14 protein-coding genes are annotated in these 18,763 nt (G+C 65.2%); 6 read left to right on the top strand and 8 right to left on the bottom strand.

Annotation, left to right across the window (positions count from 1 at the left end; translation table 11 throughout):
- Positions 1-28 precede the first annotated feature (28 nt).
- From PSV26_RS06300 to PSV26_RS06285, 4 genes are all read left to right on the top strand, one after another.
- Complete coding sequence (locus PSV26_RS06300; RefSeq protein ID WP_300568901.1) at positions 29-1,024, top strand: quinone oxidoreductase; 996 nt, start codon at positions 29-31, stop codon at positions 1,022-1,024.
- 83 nt (positions 1,025-1,107) lie between these two features.
- Positions 1,108-2,562, top strand: coding sequence for a DUF1800 domain-containing protein (locus tag PSV26_RS06295; protein ID WP_300568898.1), 1,455 nt, complete (start codon positions 1,108-1,110; stop codon positions 2,560-2,562).
- 20 nt (positions 2,563-2,582) lie between these two features.
- Positions 2,583-3,950: a DUF1501 domain-containing protein gene (locus tag PSV26_RS06290; protein ID WP_300511637.1), complete on the top strand. Its 1,368-nt coding sequence runs from the start codon at positions 2,583-2,585 to the stop codon at positions 3,948-3,950.
- Between the two features lie 100 nt (positions 3,951-4,050).
- Complete coding sequence (locus tag PSV26_RS06285) at positions 4,051-4,872, top strand: NUDIX domain-containing protein (RefSeq protein ID WP_300511636.1); 822 nt, start codon at positions 4,051-4,053, stop codon at positions 4,870-4,872.
- Here the strand turns inward: PSV26_RS06285 and PSV26_RS06280 are convergent.
- The 5 genes from PSV26_RS06280 to PSV26_RS06260 form a co-directional block, all read right to left on the bottom strand.
- Complete coding sequence (locus tag PSV26_RS06280; protein WP_300568895.1) at positions 4,863-6,098, bottom strand: multidrug effflux MFS transporter; 1,236 nt, start codon at positions 6,096-6,098, stop codon at positions 4,863-4,865. The two genes, PSV26_RS06285 and PSV26_RS06280, sit on opposite strands and share 10 nt — an antisense overlap.
- A gap of 18 nt (positions 6,099-6,116) precedes the next feature.
- Positions 6,117-7,784: a Na/Pi cotransporter family protein gene (locus tag PSV26_RS06275; protein ID WP_300568893.1), complete on the bottom strand. Its 1,668-nt coding sequence runs from the start codon at positions 7,782-7,784 to the stop codon at positions 6,117-6,119.
- A 186-nt stretch (positions 7,785-7,970) separates the two neighbouring features.
- Positions 7,971-8,468, bottom strand: a complete 498-nt coding sequence (gene lspA / locus PSV26_RS06270; RefSeq protein ID WP_300511632.1) for a signal peptidase II — start codon at positions 8,466-8,468, stop codon at positions 7,971-7,973.
- Positions 8,468-11,287 (bottom strand): isoleucine--tRNA ligase, encoded by a 2,820-nt coding sequence (gene ileS / locus PSV26_RS06265; RefSeq protein WP_300568891.1) that lies wholly within the window; start codon positions 11,285-11,287, stop codon positions 8,468-8,470. The genes lspA and ileS overlap by 1 nt, the downstream gene beginning before the upstream one ends.
- A gap of 108 nt (positions 11,288-11,395) precedes the next feature.
- Positions 11,396-12,505, bottom strand: a complete 1,110-nt coding sequence (locus PSV26_RS06260) for a bifunctional riboflavin kinase/FMN adenylyltransferase (protein ID WP_300568888.1) — start codon at positions 12,503-12,505, stop codon at positions 11,396-11,398.
- Positions 12,506-12,666: 161 nt separating this feature from the next.
- Between PSV26_RS06260 and PSV26_RS06255 the strand changes: the two genes are divergently transcribed.
- Positions 12,667-13,224, top strand: coding sequence for an HNH endonuclease (locus PSV26_RS06255; protein ID WP_300511629.1), 558 nt, complete (start codon positions 12,667-12,669; stop codon positions 13,222-13,224).
- Between the two features lie 273 nt (positions 13,225-13,497).
- Here the strand turns inward: PSV26_RS06255 and PSV26_RS06250 are convergent, their stop codons facing one another.
- The 3 genes from PSV26_RS06250 to PSV26_RS06240 all read right to left on the bottom strand — a co-directional run bounded on the left by PSV26_RS06250 (position 13,498) and on the right by PSV26_RS06240 (position 17,392).
- Positions 13,498-14,874, bottom strand: a complete 1,377-nt coding sequence (locus tag PSV26_RS06250; RefSeq protein ID WP_300568885.1) for an alpha/beta fold hydrolase — start codon at positions 14,872-14,874, stop codon at positions 13,498-13,500.
- A 58-nt stretch (positions 14,875-14,932) separates the two neighbouring features.
- Entirely contained in the window at positions 14,933-16,048 is a 1,116-nt protein-coding gene (locus PSV26_RS06245) for an acyl-CoA dehydrogenase family protein (RefSeq protein WP_300568882.1), read from the bottom strand.
- A 162-nt stretch (positions 16,049-16,210) separates the two neighbouring features.
- Complete coding sequence (locus PSV26_RS06240) at positions 16,211-17,392, bottom strand: acyl-CoA dehydrogenase family protein (RefSeq protein ID WP_300511621.1); 1,182 nt, start codon at positions 17,390-17,392, stop codon at positions 16,211-16,213.
- Positions 17,393-17,547: 155 nt separating this feature from the next.
- Here PSV26_RS06240 and PSV26_RS06235 point away from each other — a divergent pair, with 155 nt between their 5' ends.
- On the top strand, positions 17,548-18,753 hold the full coding sequence (locus tag PSV26_RS06235; RefSeq protein WP_300568879.1) for an MFS transporter: 1,206 nt from the start codon (positions 17,548-17,550) through the stop codon (positions 18,751-18,753).
- The last annotated feature ends 10 nt before the right edge of the window (positions 18,754-18,763 follow it).

Below are 18,763 nucleotides of genomic sequence, written 5' to 3'. Positions count from 1 at the left end.
TTCCATCGCATTCCAAGGAAAACTCACCATGGCCCAGACCACCTCGCTCGCCGTCCAGATTGACAAGAACGGCGGACCTGAAGAACTCAAGCTGGTGCAGGTGACTGTCGGCGAACCCGGCCCCGGCGAGATCCGCATCCGTCACAAGGCGGTGGGCCTGAACTACATCGACGTCTACCAGCGCGCCGGCCTGTACAAGCTGCCGATGCCGCTGCAGCTGGGCATGGAAGCCTCGGGCGTGGTCGAGGCCGTCGGCGAGGGTGTCACGCACCTGAAACCCGGTGACCGCGCGGCGTATGCGAGCCAGCCCCCCGGCAGCTACTGCGAGTTGCGCGTGATGCCGGCCAAGTGTGTCTGCAAGCTGCCCGACGACATTTCCTTCGAGACCGGCGCGGCCATGATGCTCAAGGGCCTGACGGTGCAGTACCTGTTGAACCGCACCCAGCCGCAGGGCGGCTTGCAGGCTGGGGATTTTGTGCTGTTTCACGCCGCGGCCGGCGGTGTCGGCCTGATCGCCTGCCAGTGGGCCCGGGCCATGGGCCTGCAACTGATAGGCACGGCCGGTTCGGACGACAAGTGCGCGCTGGCCAAGGCGCAGGGCGCGGCCTTTGTCATCAACTACGCGAAAGAGGATTTTGTCGCCCGCGTCAAGGAGATCACCGGCGGCCAGGGCGTGAAGGTGGTGTACGACTCGGTCGGCAAGGATACCTTCCTCAAGTCGCTCGACTGCCTGCGCCCGTTTGGCCTGCTGGCCAATTTCGGCAACGCCTCGGGCAAGGTCGAGTCGCTGGACATCGGCCTGCTGGCCGCCAAGGGCTCGCTGTATGTGTCGCGCCCCACCCTGTTCACCCACATCGCCACGCGCGAAAGCACGCAGGACATGGCCGACCAGCTGTTTGCCATGGTCAGCAGCGGCAAGGTGAATATCCCGATTGACCAGCGTTTTCCGTTGGCCGAGGTGCAGCAGGCGCACATCTCCCTGGAAGCGCGCAAGACCACCGGCTGCACCATCCTGACGCTGTAAACCGCGGCAAAGCTGTGTAAAGCTGCGCCTGCGGTTCAACGCCGGGCCCGGTCCCGGCGTTAAATGGGGCTTCAGGAGTGACCATGCCCACAGCCACCACGCTCAACCGACTGCTTGCAGGGATGCTGGCAGGATTGGCCAGCCTCGGCAGCCCCGCGCTGCAGGCCCAGCCCGACGCCGGCGCGCCTTCCGCCAACACCGCGGCCGCCTGGCGTGCCACCTCGCGCCTCGGTTATGCACCCACACCGGCTTCGGCGCAGGCGGCACAGGCAGCGCCGCGTGGCTGGGCGCTGCAGCAGATTGACGCCGCCTACGCTGCCAGCCAGCGGCCGCCCCGGTTGCCGGCCGAACTGGCGCGCATCAATGCGCCGCTGAACGACATCGTCCGCGAATTCCATGAAGAACGCGAAGCGCGCAAGACCCTGCGCGAGCAGGCCAGGCCGGACGCCGCCGGGCGAACCCCATTGACCGGCGCGGGCGGTGTGGAGGTGTTCAGCCGCGAGATGGCCCAGAGCGCCGCGGCCTGGCGGCTGATGGCCTGCAGTGACCCGGCGGTCGAGGCCCCCCTGCTGGCACGCATGACCGAGTTCTGGTTCAACCATCTCAACGTGTTTGTCGGCAAGGGCACGGTGCGGCCTTTTGTCGGGCACTACGTCCTCAACGTGATCCGGCCCCACGCGCTCGGGCGTTTTGAAGACCTGCTGCTGGCCAGCGCGCAGCACCCGGCCATGCTGCTTTACCTGGACCAGGCGCAGAGCAACAGCCGCGGACTCAATGAAAACTACGCCCGTGAACTCATGGAACTGCATACCCTGGGTGTGAACAGCGGGTACACGCAGGCCGACGTGCGCGAGCTGGCGCGCATCCTGACCGGCTGGACCGTGAACATCCGGGGCGGTGAGGGGTTCCGTTTTGCCGGGCGCCTTCACGATCAGGGTGACAAGACATTGCTGGGTCGCCCCTATGCCGCGCAGGGCATGGCCGAGGGCGAGGACGCCATCCGCTTCCTGGCGCGCCAGCCGGCCACCGCGCGAAGAATCTCGATGCGCCTGGCCAGTTTTTTTGTGGCTGACCAGCCGCCGGCGGCACTGGTGGAGCGCCTGAGCCGGACCTTTCTGGCCACGCAAGGCGACCTCCGCGCCGTGATGCGCACGCTGGTGTCGGAGCCGGAGTTCTGGGCAGCCGGGAACCAGCTCTTCAAGACGCCGATGGACTATGCCTGCTCGGTGCTGACCGCTGCCGGCGGCGTGAAGGACCGGCGCGACCTGATGCAGACCCTGGGTTTTCTGGCGCAGGCCGGCCAGCCCATGCATGGCTGGCAAACCCCAGACGGCTACAAGACCGATGCCGCCACCTGGCTGGCGCCCGAGGCATTGACGCGACGTGCTGACTACGCCATGGCCCTGGCGCCGCGCATGGCAGAACCCGCCTACCTCGATGTTTTCCTGAGCGGCCCCACCCGGGAGCGCATCGGCCGCGAGGCGGCCCCGCTGCGCACGGGCTTGCTGCTGGCCAGCCCCGACTTCATGCGCAAATAAACCCGAGCCGAGGAGTTGTCATGCATCCAGATCTGTTCTTCCTGCAACGCCGTCGCCTGCTTCAGGGCGGCGCACTGTCAGCGCTGCCCCTGGGTTCCGGCGCCTGGGCGCAGGCACTGGCGCCGGGAACCACCTCGCTCGACGGCGGCCGCCTCGTGGTGGTCTTGCTGCGCGGCGCTTACGACGGCCTGTCGGCGCTGGTGCCTTATGCCGACCGCGACTATTACGCCGTGCGGCCCAACATCGCGATTGCCGCACCGGATGGCAGCACGCAAACCGCCTTGCGCCTGGACAACACCTTTGCGCTGCATCCGGCGCTGGCGCCCCTGTTGCCGTTGTGGCAGCAGGGTGTGCTGGGTTTTGTTCCCGCGGCCGGCCTGCCCGCACCGAACCGCTCGCACTTCGACGCGCAATACCAGATGGAAATTGCGCAGCCCGGGCGCACCAGCAGTGCGCCGGGCTGGCTCAACCAGGTGGCGGGCCTGCGTGCCGGCGTCCGGGGTCCCGCGGTGGCACTGGGCGTGGGCGAGGCCAACCCGGCCATTCTCGGCGGGCCGGCTTCCGTCAAATTGATCCCGCGCGGACAGGCGGCCGAGCGCACCGGTGTGCTGGCCAACGACAAAACGCGCCAGGCCCTGCTGGACCTCTACGCCGGGGATGACAGCCTCAGCCGGGCCTTCCGCCAGGGGGCGGGCAGCCGCATGCAGAGCGCGCAGGAATTGAGCAGCGAAAAAGCCGCTGCCGACGTCCGCCGCAACGGCATGGACGCGGCTGGCATGCCCATGGCGGACCGCCAGCTGGACCGCGACGGCACCCCACCTGGTGCGCAGGCCCAGTCCGCCCAAATGCTGGCGGCGAGCAACGGCGCACCGGACCCGGTGGGCCTGCAGCTCGATGCCCAGCACCTGGGCACGCTGATGCGCAACGACCGCGGCCTGCGCCTGGGTTTTCTGTCGGCCGGCGGCTGGGACACCCACGCCAACCAGGGCGCCGCCACCGGCCAGCTGGCCAACAACCTCGGCAACCTGGCGCGCGGTGTGGCGCAGCTGCGCCGGGATTTTTCCGAACCGGGCGACGCGATCGTGGTCATGAGCGAGTTCGGCCGCACCACGGCGGAGAACGGCACCCGCGGCACCGACCACGGTTTCGGCAATGCGATGTGGCTGATCGGCAACCGGGTGAACGGCGGCCGCTGGCACGGCCAGTGGACGGGCCTGGCGCGCGGCAACCTCAACGAGGGCCGTGACCTGCCGGCCCACCACGACTACCGCGGGGTGCTGGCCCAGGTGCTGCGCCGCACCTTTGCGCTCAGCGATGCGCAACTGGCTACGGCGTTGCCTGGCGTCAACTGGGACCGGCGTCTGGACGGCCTTCTGGCCAAAATATAAGACGATTTCTGGAATTTTCCTCTGGATACGGGCGTCAGCAGCTATCAAATACATAGCTAATGCCGGGCGACGCAAGCCCGGGCATGGCTTAATACGCTTCATGAATTTTCCTGCCTTCGACCCCGCCCACCTTGACGCGCTGCGTGCAGCGGCCTCGCAAGCGCCGCTGCGTCCGCGGGTGCCGCTGTGGGCCGGTGAATCGGTGATTGGCTCGGTGGAACCAGATTTTCTCAATCAAATCGGTCTCGAGCCCTTGCAGGATGGGCGTGAACAGCTATCAAAAGAAGAGCGAAACGGGCAGGCCGGCTGGCATCTGCAGGGTGAGATCACGCAGGGCCTGAACCGTGTGGCCGCCGCCCTGCACGCGGTGGGGCTGGCGGGCGCCTGGCGCGATGAGCAACTCGCGGTGTGCGACCCGCGCGGCCGCCGGCTTGGCACGGTGGAGCGCGCGGCAGTGCGCCCGCTGGGCATCGCCACGCAGGCAGTGCACCTTGTCGGACAGGCGCCCGATGGCCGCTTCTGGGTGCAGCAGCGGGCTTTCGACAAACCCAACGACCCGGGCCTTTGGGACACCCTGATGGGTGGCATGGTGTCCGCAGCCGATACGCTGGACCTTGCATTGCAACGCGAAACCTGGGAAGAGGCCGGCCTTCACCTGCCCGAGCTGAAGGACATGCGCTATGGTGGGCGCCTGCACACCTGTCGGCCTGCCAGAGACGGAAACGGCGCAGGCTACGTCAGCGAACACATCGACTGGTACCGGTGCACGGTGCCCGAAGGCATGGTGCCGGTGAACCAGGACGGCGAGGTTCAGTGTTTTGCCTTGTTGGATGGGAACGAGCTGCTGCGCCAGATGCAACAGGGCCAGTTCACTCTGGAAGCCGCGTTGATCCAGGCGGCTGTGTTTTCAGATCAGTCCTGAGCCGACACCGCCCGGCCGATCTCCGGCCAGCGGTGGTGCAGGTAGAGCCAGGCCAGCAGGCCGATGCCCAACATCAGCAGTGACGTTGCCGCCAGCGCCACAGTGGAATGCATGATCAGCGGCGCGATCACGCCGGCCACAATGCCGTTGGCGGTCGAGCCGATGAAGGCCTGCAGCGACGAGGCCATGCCGCGCCGCTCGGGGTAGAGGTCCAGCACCAGCAAGGTCACCACCGGCACCATCAGGGCCCAGCCGAAGGCGAACACGGCAATCGGGAACAGCGCCCAGGACACATGGGCCTTGAACAGCAGGTTGGCCAGCAGGTTCAGTACCGCGACCACCAGCATGATGACAAAGCCGTGGCGGATCTGCTGCTTGGGTGCGATCCGGCCTGCCAGACGCCCGCTGAGCCAGGCGCCGGCCATGATGCCGGCAATCGTGAGCACGAAGAACCAGAAAAACTGGGTAGGCGCAAGCCCCAGGTGCGAGCCCAGGAACTCGGGCGCCGCCAGCACGTAGAGAAACATGCCGTTGAAGGGCACGCCGCTGGCCAGTGCCAGCAGGAAAAAACGCGCGCTGGAGCCGAGCTGCCAGTAGCCGCGCATCAGGTGTTTCACATTGAAGGGCTGGCGCTGCGTCACATGCAGCGTCTCGGGCAACAGGCGGTAATTGGCCGTCCACAGCAACACGCCGACGCCGGTGAGGAACCAGAAGATCGCGTGCCAGTTCAGGTGCACAAACAGCCAGCCGCCGATGATGGGCGCAATCGCCGGGGCCACGCCGAAATAAATCGTCACCTGGCTCATCACCTTCTGCGCCTGCGCCGGCGGGAACATGTCGCGGATCACGGCGCGTGAGACCACGATGCCGGCACCGGTGGACAGGCCCTGCAGCGCCCGGAAAAACACCAACTGTTCAATGCTTTGCGACAGCGCACAACCGGCTGAGGCGACGGTGAACATCGCAATGCCCCACAGCACGACCGGTCGGCGACCGAAGCTGTCGGCCAGCGCCCCGTGAAACAGGTTCATGAAGGCAAAACCGAACAGGTAGGCCGACAGTGTCTGCTGCATCTCGACCGGCGTGGCACCCAGCGAACGCGCAATGCCCGAAAACGCCGGGATGTAGGTGTCGATGGAAAACGGCCCGAGCATGCCCAGCAGGGCCAGCAGCACCGCCAGCGCCCAGCGCGGGGCGCGCCAGAGCTGTTGGGCGTCGGGGTTCATCGCTGCATGTCCTGCCGGTCAGCGGGAGACGGAATCACTGAAGGCGCTCTGGCGCAGGCGGTTGGGCACCAGCGCACCGGCCGAGTCGAGGATGGGGTAGGCGATGGAGCAGATGTGCGAGTTGATGCGTTTGAGGTCGCTGATCAAATCGATGTGCAGTGAACTGGTTTCCATGCTCTGCATGGTGCGCTCGGAAAGGCGGCCCAGGTGTGTCGTGGCGTAGGCGCGCTCCAGGTCGCGGAAACGCGCTTTTTCTTCGAGCAGCTTTTTCGCGTCGCGCACACTGCCGTTGAGGAACACGCTCATGCCCAGGCGCAGGTTGTCGAGCAGGCGCTGGTGCAACTCGCAGATCTCGGCCATGCCGGCTTCCGAGAAGTTGCGTCCCGGCTTGATCTTCTTGTCCTCGATGTCGATCAGCACGCGTTCGATGATGTCGCCGATCTGCTCCATGTTGATGGTGAAGCTGATGATGTCGGTCCAGCGCCGGCTTTCCTCCTCGCCCAGGGCCTCGCGCGAGATCTTGGTCAGGTAGTACTTGATGGCCGAGTACAGCTCGTCCACCGTGTCATCCATCTTGCGCAGGTCTTCGGCCAGCCGCAGGTCGTTGCGGCGCATGACCTCCAGCATGCCGATCAGCATGCTCTCGACCACGTCGGCCTGGTGCAGGGCTTCGCGGGCGGCGCACGAGATGGCCAGCGACGGGGTCGTCAGCGCCGACGGGTCCAGGTGGTGCGGGCGGCCGCCGGCCGCGGCACCTTTGACCGGGCGCGGCAGGAGTTTTTCCACCCAGCGCGCCACCACCTGCGTCAAGGTGATGAACACCAGCCCGACCAGCACGTTGAACATCAGGTGAAACAAGACGACCGTGGTGGCGGCCTCACCGAGGAGGGGGCGCACATGTCGCAGCCACAGGCCGACAAGGGGTGCGGCGGCAGCGACGCCGAGCAGCTTGAAAAGGAAGTTGCCCAGAGGCACCTGCCGCACTTCGATGGCGGAGCGGGCCGTGGTCAGCACCGCCAGCAGGCCGCTGCCGAGGTTGGCGCCCAGCACCAGCCCGAGTGCCACGTCCAGCGGAATCACGCCCGAGGCCGCCAGCGTGGCCGTCAGCAGCACGATGGCCAGGCTGGAGTAGGACACCACCGCCAGCACCGCACCGACCGTGATCTCCAGCAGCAGGTCGCTGCTGAGTGTGCCGAGCAGGGCCTTGACGGCCGCGTTCGAGGTCAGCACTGCGGTCGAGTCCGTCACCAGGCGCAGCGCCAGCAGCATCAGCCCCAGGCCGATCAGGATGCGGCCAAAACGTCCGACATTGGTGGTCTGGCGCGAGATGAAGAGCACCACGCCGGTGAAGATGAACAGGGGCGAGAGCCAGGACAGGTCAAACGAGAACACCACGGCCATCAGGCTGGTGCCGATGTCGGCGCCCAGCATCACGGCCAGGGCCAGCGGCAATGCGATCATCCCCTGGCCGACAAAGGAGGACACGATCAGCGAGGTGGCGGTGCTGGACTGCACCAGCGCGGTCACGCCGATGCCTGACAGGGCGGCGGTGAACCGGTTGCCGATGCTGCGCGACAACACGTGGCGTAAATTGGCTCCGAACACCCGCAGGATGCCGGTTCGAACCAGATGGGTACCCCAGACCAGCAGCGCGATGGCGGCCAGCAAATTCAACAAATGCTTCATAAGTGTTGAGGGCCACTATAACGCCGGTGCGCTGCTTGGGAGGCATTCTTCGAAACGCCAAGTGGCGATCCGGGGAAAAACGATGGCAATCTCCCGCAAGCAGGGGCCGCGGGACCGGCTTCGCCGGACCGCAGGCGCAGTGCCCCCTCGGGGGGAAGCGACCGGCGTAGCGGCGGAGCGTGGGGGCTAACTTTTTTTCACGCGCAGCAATTCGTCCAGCACCAGGCAGATGGCGCCGATGGTGATGGCGCTGTCGGCCACGTTGAACGCGGGGAAGTGCCAGCCGGCGTAGTGGAAGTCCAGAAAGTCAACCACGTAGCCGTGCATGGTGCGGTCAATCACGTTGCCGACCGCGCCGCCCAGAATGCAGGCCAGCGCAAAGGAGAACAGCTTTTGCCCCGCGTGCGACTTGAGCATCCACAGGATGAACAGCGCCGCCGCGATGCCGATGGCGGTGAAGAACCAGCGTTGCCAGCCCGACGCGGAAGCCAGGAAGGAAAACGCGGCGCCAGTGTTGTGCACCCGCACCACGTTGAAAAAGGAGGTGACATAGGTCGCGTCCCCGAGCTGGTAGTAGCCCAGGATCAGCACCTTGGTGAACTGGTCGGCAATCAGGAGGATCAGCGCCAGGCCCAGCCAGGGCAGCAGGCTGGGGGAGGTGGTTCCGAAGGTGGTTCTGGTCATCAGGCGTACTTCCTTTCTTCCCCTGCACCGAACAGGTTGCTGGTGCAACGGCCGCAGATTGTCGGGTGCGCAGCGTCGTGGCCTACGTCCTCGCGGTAATGCCAGCAGCGCTCACACTTCACGGCAGAACTGGCTTCAGTCCTTATGGATTGTGCGCCTCCAGCTATTAAATCAATAGCGGAAGTGATGAAGACGAACTTCAGATCCTCGCCAAGGCTGGCCAGCAGGGCGTGGTCGTCGGCGGTGACTTCCAGGCTCACCCTGGCCTGCAGCGATGAGCCGACCTTGCCGTCGGCGCGCAGCGCCTCGATGTCCTTGTTGACCGCATCACGCAGTTCGCGGATGCGTGTCCATTTGGCCAGCAGGGCCTCGTCGGGCGCGGCCAGGTCGGCATAGGTTTCCATGAAGATGGACTCCGAGCTGCCGAACACCTGCCAGGCTTCTTCGGCCGTGAAGCTCAAAAACGGCGCCATCCAGCGCAGCATGGCGTGGGTGATCTGGTGCAAGGCCGTCTGCGCGCTGCGCCGGGCCAGCGACTTCGGTGCGGTGGTGTACAGCCGGTCTTTCAGGATGTCGAGGTAGAAGGAGCCCAGGTCTTCGCTGCAGTAGATCTGCAGTTTGGAGACCACCGGGTGGAACTCGTAGACCTCGTAATGCGCCAGGATGTCGGCCTGCAGCTGGGCTGCGCGGCTCAACGCGTAACGGTCGATTTCCAGCATCTGCTCCAGCGGAACGGTGTCCTGGGCCGGGTCGAAGTCGCTGGCATTGGCCAGCAAAAAACGCAGCGTGTTGCGGATGCGGCGGTAGGCGTCCACCACACGGGCCAGGATCTTGTCGTCGATGGCCAGGTCGCCCGAGTAGTCGGTGGATGCGCACCAGAGGCGGATGATTTCGGCCCCCAGCTTGCCCGAGATCTCCTGCGGCGCCACGACGTTGCCTTCGCTCTTGCTCATCTTGCGGCCCTTGCCGTCCACCGTGAAGCCGTGCGTCAGCAGGCCCTTGTAGGGCGCGTGGTCGTACATCGCGCACGAGGTGAGCAGTGAGGAGTGGAACCAGCCGCGGTGCTGGTCGTGGCCTTCGAGGTACAGGTCGGCCGGCCAGGCCGACTGTTCGGCATGGCTGCGCTTGAGCACGTGGAAATGGGTGGTGCCCGAGTCAAACCAGACGTCGAGGATGTCGGTGCTCTTGATGTAATCCGGCGCATCTGCTCCGATGATGGACTCGGCGCTGGCCTTGCTCCAGGCCTCGATGCCACCGGCCTCCACCATGGCGGCGGCCTGGTCCATGATCGCCATGGTGCGCGGGTGCAACTCACCGGTGGCGGTGTGAACAAAAAACGGCAAGGGCACGCCCCAGTTGCGCTGGCGGCTGATGCACCAGTCGGGCCGGCCGGCAATCATGTCGTGCAGGCGGGTTCTGCCGTTTTCCGGGTAGAAGCTGGTTTCCTCGATCGCGGCCAGCGCCAGCTGGCGCAGGGTGCGCGGCGCCTTGTCCTTGGTGAACACGCCTTCGCCCTCGTCCATGCGGATGAACCACTGGGCGGCGGCGCGGTAGATCACCGGCGTCTTGTGGCGCCAGCAATGCGGGTAGCTGTGCACGATGTCATGCGTGGCAAACAGGCGGCCGGCCTCGCGCAGCGCCTCGGTCACCAGCGGCGCGGCTTTCCAGATGTTCAGGCCGCCGAACAGCGGCAGGTCATCGACGTAACGGCCGTTGCCCTGCACCGGGTTCAGGATGTCGTCGTAGGCGATGCCGTTGGCCACACAGGAGTTGAAGTCTTCCACGCCGTAGGCCGGCGAGGAGTGCACGATGCCGGTACCGTCGTCGGCGGTGGCGTAGTCGGCCAGGAAGACCGGGCTCAGGCGCCGGTAACCAGCATCCACGTCGTACAGCGGGTGTCTGAAATTGATCAGCGCCAGGTGTTTGCCGGCGGTGGTGGCCAGCACCGTGCCGGTGAGCTGGTAACGCTCCATGCACTTGTCTACCAGCGAAGCGGCCAGCAGCAGGATGCCGCGCTCGGTATCGACCAGTGCGTAGTCCAGATCGGGGTTCAGGTTCAGCGCCTGGTTGGCGGGGATGGTCCACGCGGTCGTGGTCCAGATCACGGCATAAGCGTCCTTGGCCAGGCTTTGCAGGCCGAAAGCGGCGGCCAGCCTGTCGGGCTGGCCGCACTGGAAGCCGACGTCCAGGGTCTGCGATTTTTTGTCGGCGTATTCGATCTCGAACTCGGCCAGCGAGGAGCCGCAGTCGAAACACCAGTAGACAGGCTTGAGACCGCGGTAGACAAAACCGCGTTCCATGATTCGTTTGAGCGCGCGGATCTCGTCGGCTTCGTTGCCGGGGTTCATGGTCAGGTAGGGGTTGGCCCATTCACCCAGCACGCCCAGGCGCTTGAAGTCCTCTTTCTGCTGTGCGATCTGCCCGGTGGCAAAAGCGCGGCTTTTGGCCTGCACGTCGTCTCTTGAAAGATTGCGGCCATGGAGTTTTTCGATGGCGTTTTCGATCGGCAGGCCGTGGCAGTCCCAGCCCGGCACATACACCGCATCCAGCCCCTTGAGCTGGCGCGCCTTGACGATCATGTCTTTCAGGATCTTGTTGGCTGCGTGGCCGATGTGGATCTGGCCGTTGGCATACGGCGGGCCGTCATGCAGCACAAACTTCGGTTTGCCGGCGCGCACGTCGCGCAGCTTCTTGTAGATGCCCTTGTCGTCCCATTCCTTGACCCAGCCGGCTTCGCGTTTGGGCAGGTCGCCGCGCATGGGAAAGGGGGTGTCGGGCAGGTTCAGGGTGCTGCGGTAGTCGGTTTTGTTGTCGGACATGGGATGCTCTTGTTGAAGCGGCCTGATGAGGCCAAGCCGCCGGAAGACGGGTCGGGAAGAAAGCCGTTCGCCGGGAGGCAGGGGCGGGGCCAGAGGCGACGAGATCGTCTAAATTCGGTCGCGTGTGGTCTGGCGGCTGGTTTCCGTGTGCATGGAGGCTGAAAATGACTTTGCGGCCTCGGCAAAAAATGCCCGCGCATCGTCGCAGTCCCTGGTGATGCCCGCCTTGAGGCTGTCCAGACCGTCGTATTTCAGTTCGTCGTGCAGTTTGTGTAGCAGTTCCACCCGGATGATTTTACCGTATGCCTCCTCCGGCCCCAAGCCGGCCGGCCAGGCCAGGCAATGGGTCTCCAGCAGCACACGTCCGCCGTTGACGTCGTCGGGGTCCAGCGAGGGCCGGATGCCCAGGTTGGCGACACCGGGCACGGGCTGGTCCGACAGGCCGAACACCTGCACCGCAAAAATCCCGCTGGCGGCCGGTTTCCAGTGGGAAAAGCGCAGGTTCAGGGTGCGAAAACCCAACTCGCGCCCGAGCTTGCGGCCATGGACCACGTGGCCGGAAATGCTGTAAGGCCGGCCAAGCAGGCTGGCCACGCGGCCCATCTGGCCCTGGCCCAGGGCTTCACGCACGGCTGAACTCGACACGCGGGTGCTGCGCCCGCCGCCGGGCCGCCCCGAGGCGGGCACGCCCCCTTGGGGGGCAGCGAGGTAGGTCCGAGCGTGGGGGTCCGGTATCTCGTAGCTGTTCATGCGGGCCACGTCAAAACCCAGCTGCTCCCCGGCGGCGTCGAGCATGGCGTAGTCGCCGGCGCGTTTGGCACCAAAACGGAAGTCGTCGCCCACCAGCACGTAACGCGCGCCCAGGCCGCGCACCAGCACGTCCTCGATGAAAGCCTGGGCCGGCTGGGCGGCCAGCCGGGCATTGAAAGGCAGCACCACACACTGGTCGATGCCGCAACGCGCCAGCTCGGTCAGCTTGTCGCGCAGCGTGGCGATACGCGCCGGCGCCAGCTCGGGCTTGCGCGCCACGGCGGCGAAGTAGTCGCGCGGATGGGGCTCGAAGCTCATCACGCAGCTGGGCACGCCCCGGTGCTGCGCCTCGTTTTTCAGCAGCGCCAGCATGGCCTGGTGGCCGCGGTGCACGCCGTCGAAATTGCCAATCGTCAGCGCGCACTGCGCCGCAAGCTGGGGATGCTGGTAGCCGCGGAAAACTTTCATCGTTTTATTATCGTTTTAATAGCACTTCGGGCCGGGTCCATGCGGCCCCGGCGCCTTAAAGGGGCTTGTGATCAGGCTTTGTCACAAATTCACTGTATATTGAGGGCTCAAGCAGTTTAAGTCCGGTTTCCAAGCGTTTTTTTTAAATGTTGGAGGTTCGTTTGAAGGTCTTGAAACTCTCAGCCCAGGGGTTGCCGCAATCGTGGATCAGCCTCGAACAAGCCGTGCTGCACTATGCCTCGGATGAAGTGCGCTGGGAGATGGGTGCGCAGGTGGCCACGTTTCACGGTGGCCACAACGCCATCACCGGCAACCAGTCCATCATCAACGTCAACAGCATCATCGGCACCAAGGGCGTGCCCAACATCAACCCCTTCGACCTCAAGCCCGGGCTCACCAACAGCAAGCTGTTCGCCCGCGACCGCAATGTGTGCGCCTACTGCGGCGACCATTTCCACGAAGAAGACCTGACCCGCGAACACATCATCCCGTTCGCGCAGAACGGCATCGACACCTGGATGAATGTGGTCACCGCCTGCCGCGCCTGCAACCACCGCAAAAGCAGCCGCACCCCCGAGCAGGCGCACATGCCGCTGCTCTACACACCGTACGTGCCCAGCCTGTGGGAAGACTTCATTTTGCGCAACCGCCGCATCCTGGCGGACCAGATGGAGTTTTTGATGGCGCACGTGCCGAGGACATCGCGTTTGCTGGTGTAAGCTGGGCGGCTTCCGTTGCAAATTTCCTGAGTTCAGACATCCGCGAGCGGCCCGGACAGCAAGCCCACCGGGCCTGACCTTCCTTGTTTTGGGCATCGGGCAGGCGGGTGTCGCCAGCGTGCGGCAATAAATTGCCCCCAGCCCTTGCGGAGAAAGCGTAGGTAGCTATTAAAATGATAGCTAACCCTGTTCGCACGATACGCGAGGGTGTCCCTGTCTCCGAGCGGACTTCGACACGCTCAGCTCCCATTGCCGAGCGGTGATTTCAGAACCTCAGTAGGTCAGCTCCAGCACCACCAGGTGCCCCTCCGCCATGGGCCAGGTCCGCCCCGTGATTTTTTCGCCGTTGAACTCCGCTGAAATCGGGCGAACACCGTCCTGGCTCAGGTTGATCTTGGAACTCGACACGCCTGCGCCCGCTGGCGGCACGCCAGGCAGCGCTTTGCCATCGAAGGACATCTTGTCGCGCGTCGCGTCGAAGTAGCCGCGCGGCCGGGTCAGGGTGACGCTGGACCTGGCGCTCTTGTCGGCCTCGGCGGGTCGGTCTGCACGCATGTGAATCAGTTGGCTGGAGCGTGCAAACGGACTGCGGTAGATGTGGGTGGTCGCATACCCTGGCGCGCTGATGACAAACTCATAGGGCGTGCCGGGCTGGGCGGTGAAGGGGCCCCAGAGGCCATCGGCACCCACCGTTTTGCTGTGCACCGCGTTGCCAAGGCGTGCACCGGTGGCTGCGTCGGTGGCGTAGACCGTGAGTTGCGCGCCGGGCAGCGGCAGGTTGTTCGAATAGTTGCCCGACGCCGGGTCGGTCGGGCGCAGGCCCAGGCCGGTGATCTTGCCGTTCAGCACCACCGGTGTTTCACTCTGGATGGTTGACGACTGGGGCGCCCGGCCGGTGATGAAACGGTAGGTTGCCTCAAACGCAGCGGGAGAAAACGAAGTCTCGCGGTGGTCCACGCGCGGCAGCACGAGGTTGGTCGCGCCCTTGAGGGCCGGGCCTTCGTAGGTCACGTTGGTCGGTGTGCCTTTGGCGCCTATCCACAGGCCGTCGGGCTGGGCGAATTTATCGTTGTTGTCAGAGCGCAGGGTCAGCCACTTGACCGGGCCGCTGACTTCGTCACCGGCAGCATTCTTGGGCGCATTGAGCCCTGTCAAGAAAGGCCCGGTGCCGGAAAACTCGTTGGCTTCGCGAAAGCCTTTGGTGGCCCAGACGCCGTGGTTGGGCGTGCCGCCCAGGATGGCGTGGCTCACGCGCGCGGCGCCGCCGCCGTTGTAGATGTAATTGCGGATGGCGTTGCCGCCGCGCGAGTTGCCCACCAGCACCACCTGGCGGGCGCCCGTGGCCTGCAGCACCTTGTCGACTTCCGCCTTCAGGTAGGCCATGTGTTCCGCGGTCGAGGTGCGTCCCGGCTGGGCCTTGCCGTCCTCGTCGCGCGCCAGTGGGTAGGGCAGGTCGATGGCGTGCAGGCGTTCGCGCGGCCAGCCGTTGGACTCGAAACGCCAGACCGTGCTTTGCCAGATGGAAGCGCTGTCGCCGTTGCCGTGCACAAAAACAATCGGTGGCTGCGATTCAAGGCTGGGTGCTGTGGCGCAGGCCGCCAGCAGCAGGCTGCTGGCGAGGATGGCAAATAGGCTGCGGCGTGAAGTCATGGTTGTCTCCCGATGAAAAAAGCCCGCGAGGGCGGGCTGATGCTGGTTGTGATCGTGATCAGGCGAATACGCCTGCAGTGTCCTGCATTCTCGCCGACACCTCGCCCAGATGGTGCAAGGTATCGCCAAAACTCATCTCCATTTGTGTCAGCCGCTTGAAGTAATGGCTCACGATGTATTCGTCGGTCACGCCGATGCCACCGTGCAGCTGCACCGCCTGCTGGCCGACAAAACGCATGGAGACGCCGAGCTGGTACTTGGCGCGGGCCATGGCGGCGCGGCGTTCGGCGGCCGGCGCGTTGAGCTTGAGCGAGGCGTAGTAACTCATGGAGCGGGCCAGCTCCAGCTGCATCTTCATGTCGGCCACGCGGTGGCGCAGCGCCTGGAAGCTGCTGATCAGCACACCGAACTGCTTGCGCGTGTTCATGTACTCGACGGTGATGGCCAGGGTCTTGTCCATCACGCCGACGGCTTCGGCGCAGGTGGCGGCAATGCCGATGTCGGTGGCATGCTCCAGCGCCGCCAGGCCGTCCAGCGTGATCAGCGTGGCCGGCGCGTCCTTGAGCACCACGTCGGCCGCGCGGCCGCCGTCCTGCGTGCCGTAGCCGCGGGTGGTCACGCCGTTGGCCGTGCGCTCGACCAGGAACAGGGCGATCTTGCCATTGGCCTGCGCCGGGACGATGAAGGCGTCGGCCTGGTCACCGGCGGGTACTATGTTTTTGGTAGCTGTCAGCGCCCAGCCGGTGCCGGCTGCGACCGCTTTTGCTTCACAAACATCGAGTCGGTAGCGGGCGGCACGCTCCTGCGAGGCGAGCACCAGCAGTGCTTCGCCGGCGGCGACTTTCGGCAGCCAGGCGGCCTTGACATCGGCGGGTGCGTAGCCGGACAACACGGCGCCGGCAATCAGCGCCTGCGCCAGCGGCTCCAGCACGATGCCGCGGCCGAGTTCTTCCATGACGACCATGCCTTCGACCGGGCCCATGCCCAGTCCACCGTCGTCCTCGGGAATGTAGAGACCGGTCAAGCCGAGTTCGGCCAGCTGGCCGTAAGCCTCGCGCGAGAAACCGCCGGCCTTGGCAATGCCGCGGCGGCGCTCGAAGTCGTAGGCCTTGGCGACCCACTTGCCCACGGCGTCGCGCAGTTGTTCCTGGTCGTCGCTGAAATCAAAATCCATGATGTCTCCTAAAAGTATTTGGCAAGGTTCCAGAAATTCAGCTTTTCGGGATGAAGTGCTAGGCGCAGGGAGCGGAGCAACCGGAATGTACTTGGGTACATGAGGATTGCGAGCACCGCGCAACGACGCAATTCGCCCGAAAAATGGATTTATGGAATCTTGCTAGCCCAGAACGAATTGCGACACGATGTTGCGCTGCACTTCGTTGCTGCCGCCATAGATGGTGGTCTTGCGCATATTGAAATAGGTCGAGGCCAGCGGCGCGTCGGCAGCGATGCCGCCGGGGAAGTTGCCCTGCCAGCCCGCTTCCATGGCTTCCTCGATGAAGGGCAGGCTGAAGGGGCCGGCGGCCAGCATCATGAGCTCGGTGTAGCGCTGCTGGATTTCACTGCCGCGGATTTTCAGCAGGCCGGCGATGTCCAGCGAGTTCTTGCCCGATTTTTCCGCCGACAGCACGCGCAGCACCAGCATTTCGAGGGCCACCACATCGACTTCCATCTTGGCGATTTCATCGCGAAAGCGCAGGTCGTCGTAGACGCCCTCGGCCTTGGCGATGCGTTTGAGGCGTTCGAGCTCGCGCTTGGCGCGGTTCACGTCGGCAATGTTGGTGCGCTCGTGGCTGAGCAGGTGTTTGGCGTAGGTCCAGCCCTTGTTTTCCTCGCCGACCAGGTTCCCGGCCGGGACTTCGACGTTGTCGAACCAGACCTCGTTGACCTCGGCCTCACCGTCGAGCAGCACAATGGGGCGCACGGTCACGCCGGGCGACTTCATGTCGATCAGCAAAAAGGAGATGCCCGTCTGCGGCTTGCCTTCGGTACTGGTGCGCACCAGGCAGAAGATCCACTCACCGTACTGGCCCAGCGTGGTCCAGGTTTTCTGGCCGTTCACGATGTATTTGTCGCCCTGCCGTTCGGCGCGGCATTTGACCGAGGCCAGGTCGGAGCCGGAACCCGGCTCGCTGTAACCCTGGCTCCACCAGACCTCGCCGCTGGCGATGCCGGGCAGAAAACGTTTCTGCTGCTCGGGTGTGCCAAAGGCCATGATCACCGGCGCCACCATCACCGGGCCAAACGGCACGACGCGGGGCGCGCCGGCGAGCGCACATTCTTCCTCGAACAGGTGTTTTTGCACTGCGTTCCAGCCCGGGCCGCCAAACTCCTTGGGCCAGCCATGACCGAGCCAGCCTTTTTTGCCGAGGATTTTGGCCCAACGCTGCATGTCGTCGCGGCTCAGGCGGAGGGCGTTGTGCACCTTGTGCGAAATGTCGGCCGGCAGATTGGCATGAACCCAGGCGCGAATGTCCTCGCGGAATGTCTGTTCTTCGGGGGTGAAAGCGAGATCCATAAGATGCGTGTCTCCGTGGGGTTCAAGTTACTGCCGCATTTTTAGCACGGTCGTTCGGAATTTTATGTCCCAGTTGGGACAAATAGCGAGCGATTCCGCCTTGCAGAATCGGGCGTGGGCCAGCGTTTTTTGCCGCCCCGGATAATCACCCCACCTTGCCTTCCTACCGCACCATCATCAGCGCCCTCAGTGTCGGCCAGATTCTTGTCTGGGCCGTCATGTATTACGGCTTTTCTTCCTTTGTGCTGCCGATGCAGCGCGACATGGGCTGGAGCCAGCCCGACATCATGGGGGCCTTCACGCTGGGCCTGATGGTCTGGGGCCTGGCGACTTATGCGGTCGGCGCCGCGATTGACCGCGGACGCGGGCGCTTTGTGCTGACCGGCGGCGCGCTGCTCGGCGCGGCCGGCTGTGCCCTCTGGTCGCAGGCGCACAACCTGCCGCTGCTGTACGCCGCGTGGGCGCTGCTCGGGCTGGCCATGGCGATGACGCTGTACGAGCCCGCTTTCATGGAGATCACCAAACGTTTCCCTGACCGTTACCGTCAGGGCATCACCACCATCACGCTGGTCGGCGGCTTTGCCAGCACGCTGTCCTTTCCCGCGGCGGCGTGGTTGCTGCTCACCCTGGGCTGGCGGCCTGCGCTGCTGGTGATGGCCGGGGTGCTGCTGCTGGTGGCGCCGCTGCATGCCTGGGTGCTGCGCGGACCCTGGAAGCGCCCCACGGTGCCCGGCACCGTGCCGGCCGGCGCGGTGCTGCAGGACCAGGCGACCTTGCGCCAGGCCATGCAGGGGCGCACCTTCTGGCTGCTGACCGCGACTTTCACGCTGTATGCGTTTGCGCTGTCGACGATCTGGGCGCACCTGATGCCGGCGTTCGAGTCGCGCGGGCTGTCGCAGACCGAAGCGGTGGCGGTCATGGTGTGGTTCGGCCCGGCGCAGGTGGCGGGGCGTTTTGCCTTCCTGTGGCTGGGCCGGGGGCTGAACCACCGGGCGCTGGGCCTCGCGGTGCTGGCCTTGTTTCCGTTGGCGCTGGGGATTTTTGCACTGGGCCGCCAGCCGCTGGTGCTGGCGGGATTTGCCGTGTTGTTTGGGGTGGCCAACGGCCTGATCACCATTGTGCGCAGCAACATCGTTCCCGACTTTTATGGCCGCGAACATGTGGGGCGCATCACTGGCGCGATGTCGGGCATTGCACTGTGCACCCGCGCGGCGGCGCCCTTCCTGACGGCCTGGGCCCTGCTGGGGCTGGGTGGCTACACCGGGCTGCTCTGGCTGCTGGTCGGCATGGGCGTGGTGACGCTGGCGCTGTTTGCCCTGGCCAGGCCGCCGCAGGCGTGGGCGGGATCGGGGTCGCGATAATCCAAGCACC

It is taken from the genome of Polaromonas sp., from assembly GCF_029945685.1.
Taxonomy (GTDB): Bacteria; Pseudomonadota; Gammaproteobacteria; order Burkholderiales; family Burkholderiaceae_C; genus Polaromonas.
The sequence above is the reverse complement of the archived record's forward strand: the minus strand, read 5'-3'. Positions and strand labels throughout refer to the sequence as shown.

Excerpts from the sequence above, each read along its gene's own strand:
- PSV26_RS06300 (WP_300568901.1), top strand. The coding sequence starts at position 29 with ATGGCCCAGACCACCTCGCTCGCCGTCCAGATTGACAAGAACGGCGGA.
- PSV26_RS06295 (WP_300568898.1), top strand. The coding sequence starts at position 1,108 with ATGCCCACAGCCACCACGCTCAACCGACTGCTTGCAGGGATGCTGGCA.
- PSV26_RS06290 (WP_300511637.1), top strand. The coding sequence starts at position 2,583 with ATGCATCCAGATCTGTTCTTCCTGCAACGCCGTCGCCTGCTTCAGGGC.
- PSV26_RS06285 (WP_300511636.1), top strand. The coding sequence starts at position 4,051 with ATGAATTTTCCTGCCTTCGACCCCGCCCACCTTGACGCGCTGCGTGCA.
- PSV26_RS06280 (WP_300568895.1), bottom strand. The coding sequence starts at position 6,098 with ATGAACCCCGACGCCCAACAGCTCTGGCGCGCCCCGCGCTGGGCGCTG.
- PSV26_RS06275 (WP_300568893.1), bottom strand. The coding sequence starts at position 7,784 with ATGAAGCATTTGTTGAATTTGCTGGCCGCCATCGCGCTGCTGGTCTGG.
- lspA (WP_300511632.1), bottom strand. The coding sequence starts at position 8,468 with ATGACCAGAACCACCTTCGGAACCACCTCCCCCAGCCTGCTGCCCTGG.
- ileS (WP_300568891.1), bottom strand. The coding sequence starts at position 11,287 with ATGTCCGACAACAAAACCGACTACCGCAGCACCCTGAACCTGCCCGAC.
- PSV26_RS06260 (WP_300568888.1), bottom strand. The coding sequence starts at position 12,505 with ATGAAAGTTTTCCGCGGCTACCAGCATCCCCAGCTTGCGGCGCAGTGC.
- PSV26_RS06250 (WP_300568885.1), bottom strand. The coding sequence starts at position 14,874 with ATGACTTCACGCCGCAGCCTATTTGCCATCCTCGCCAGCAGCCTGCTG.
- PSV26_RS06245 (WP_300568882.1), bottom strand. The coding sequence starts at position 16,048 with ATGGATTTTGATTTCAGCGACGACCAGGAACAACTGCGCGACGCCGTG.
- PSV26_RS06240 (WP_300511621.1), bottom strand. The coding sequence starts at position 17,392 with ATGGATCTCGCTTTCACCCCCGAAGAACAGACATTCCGCGAGGACATT.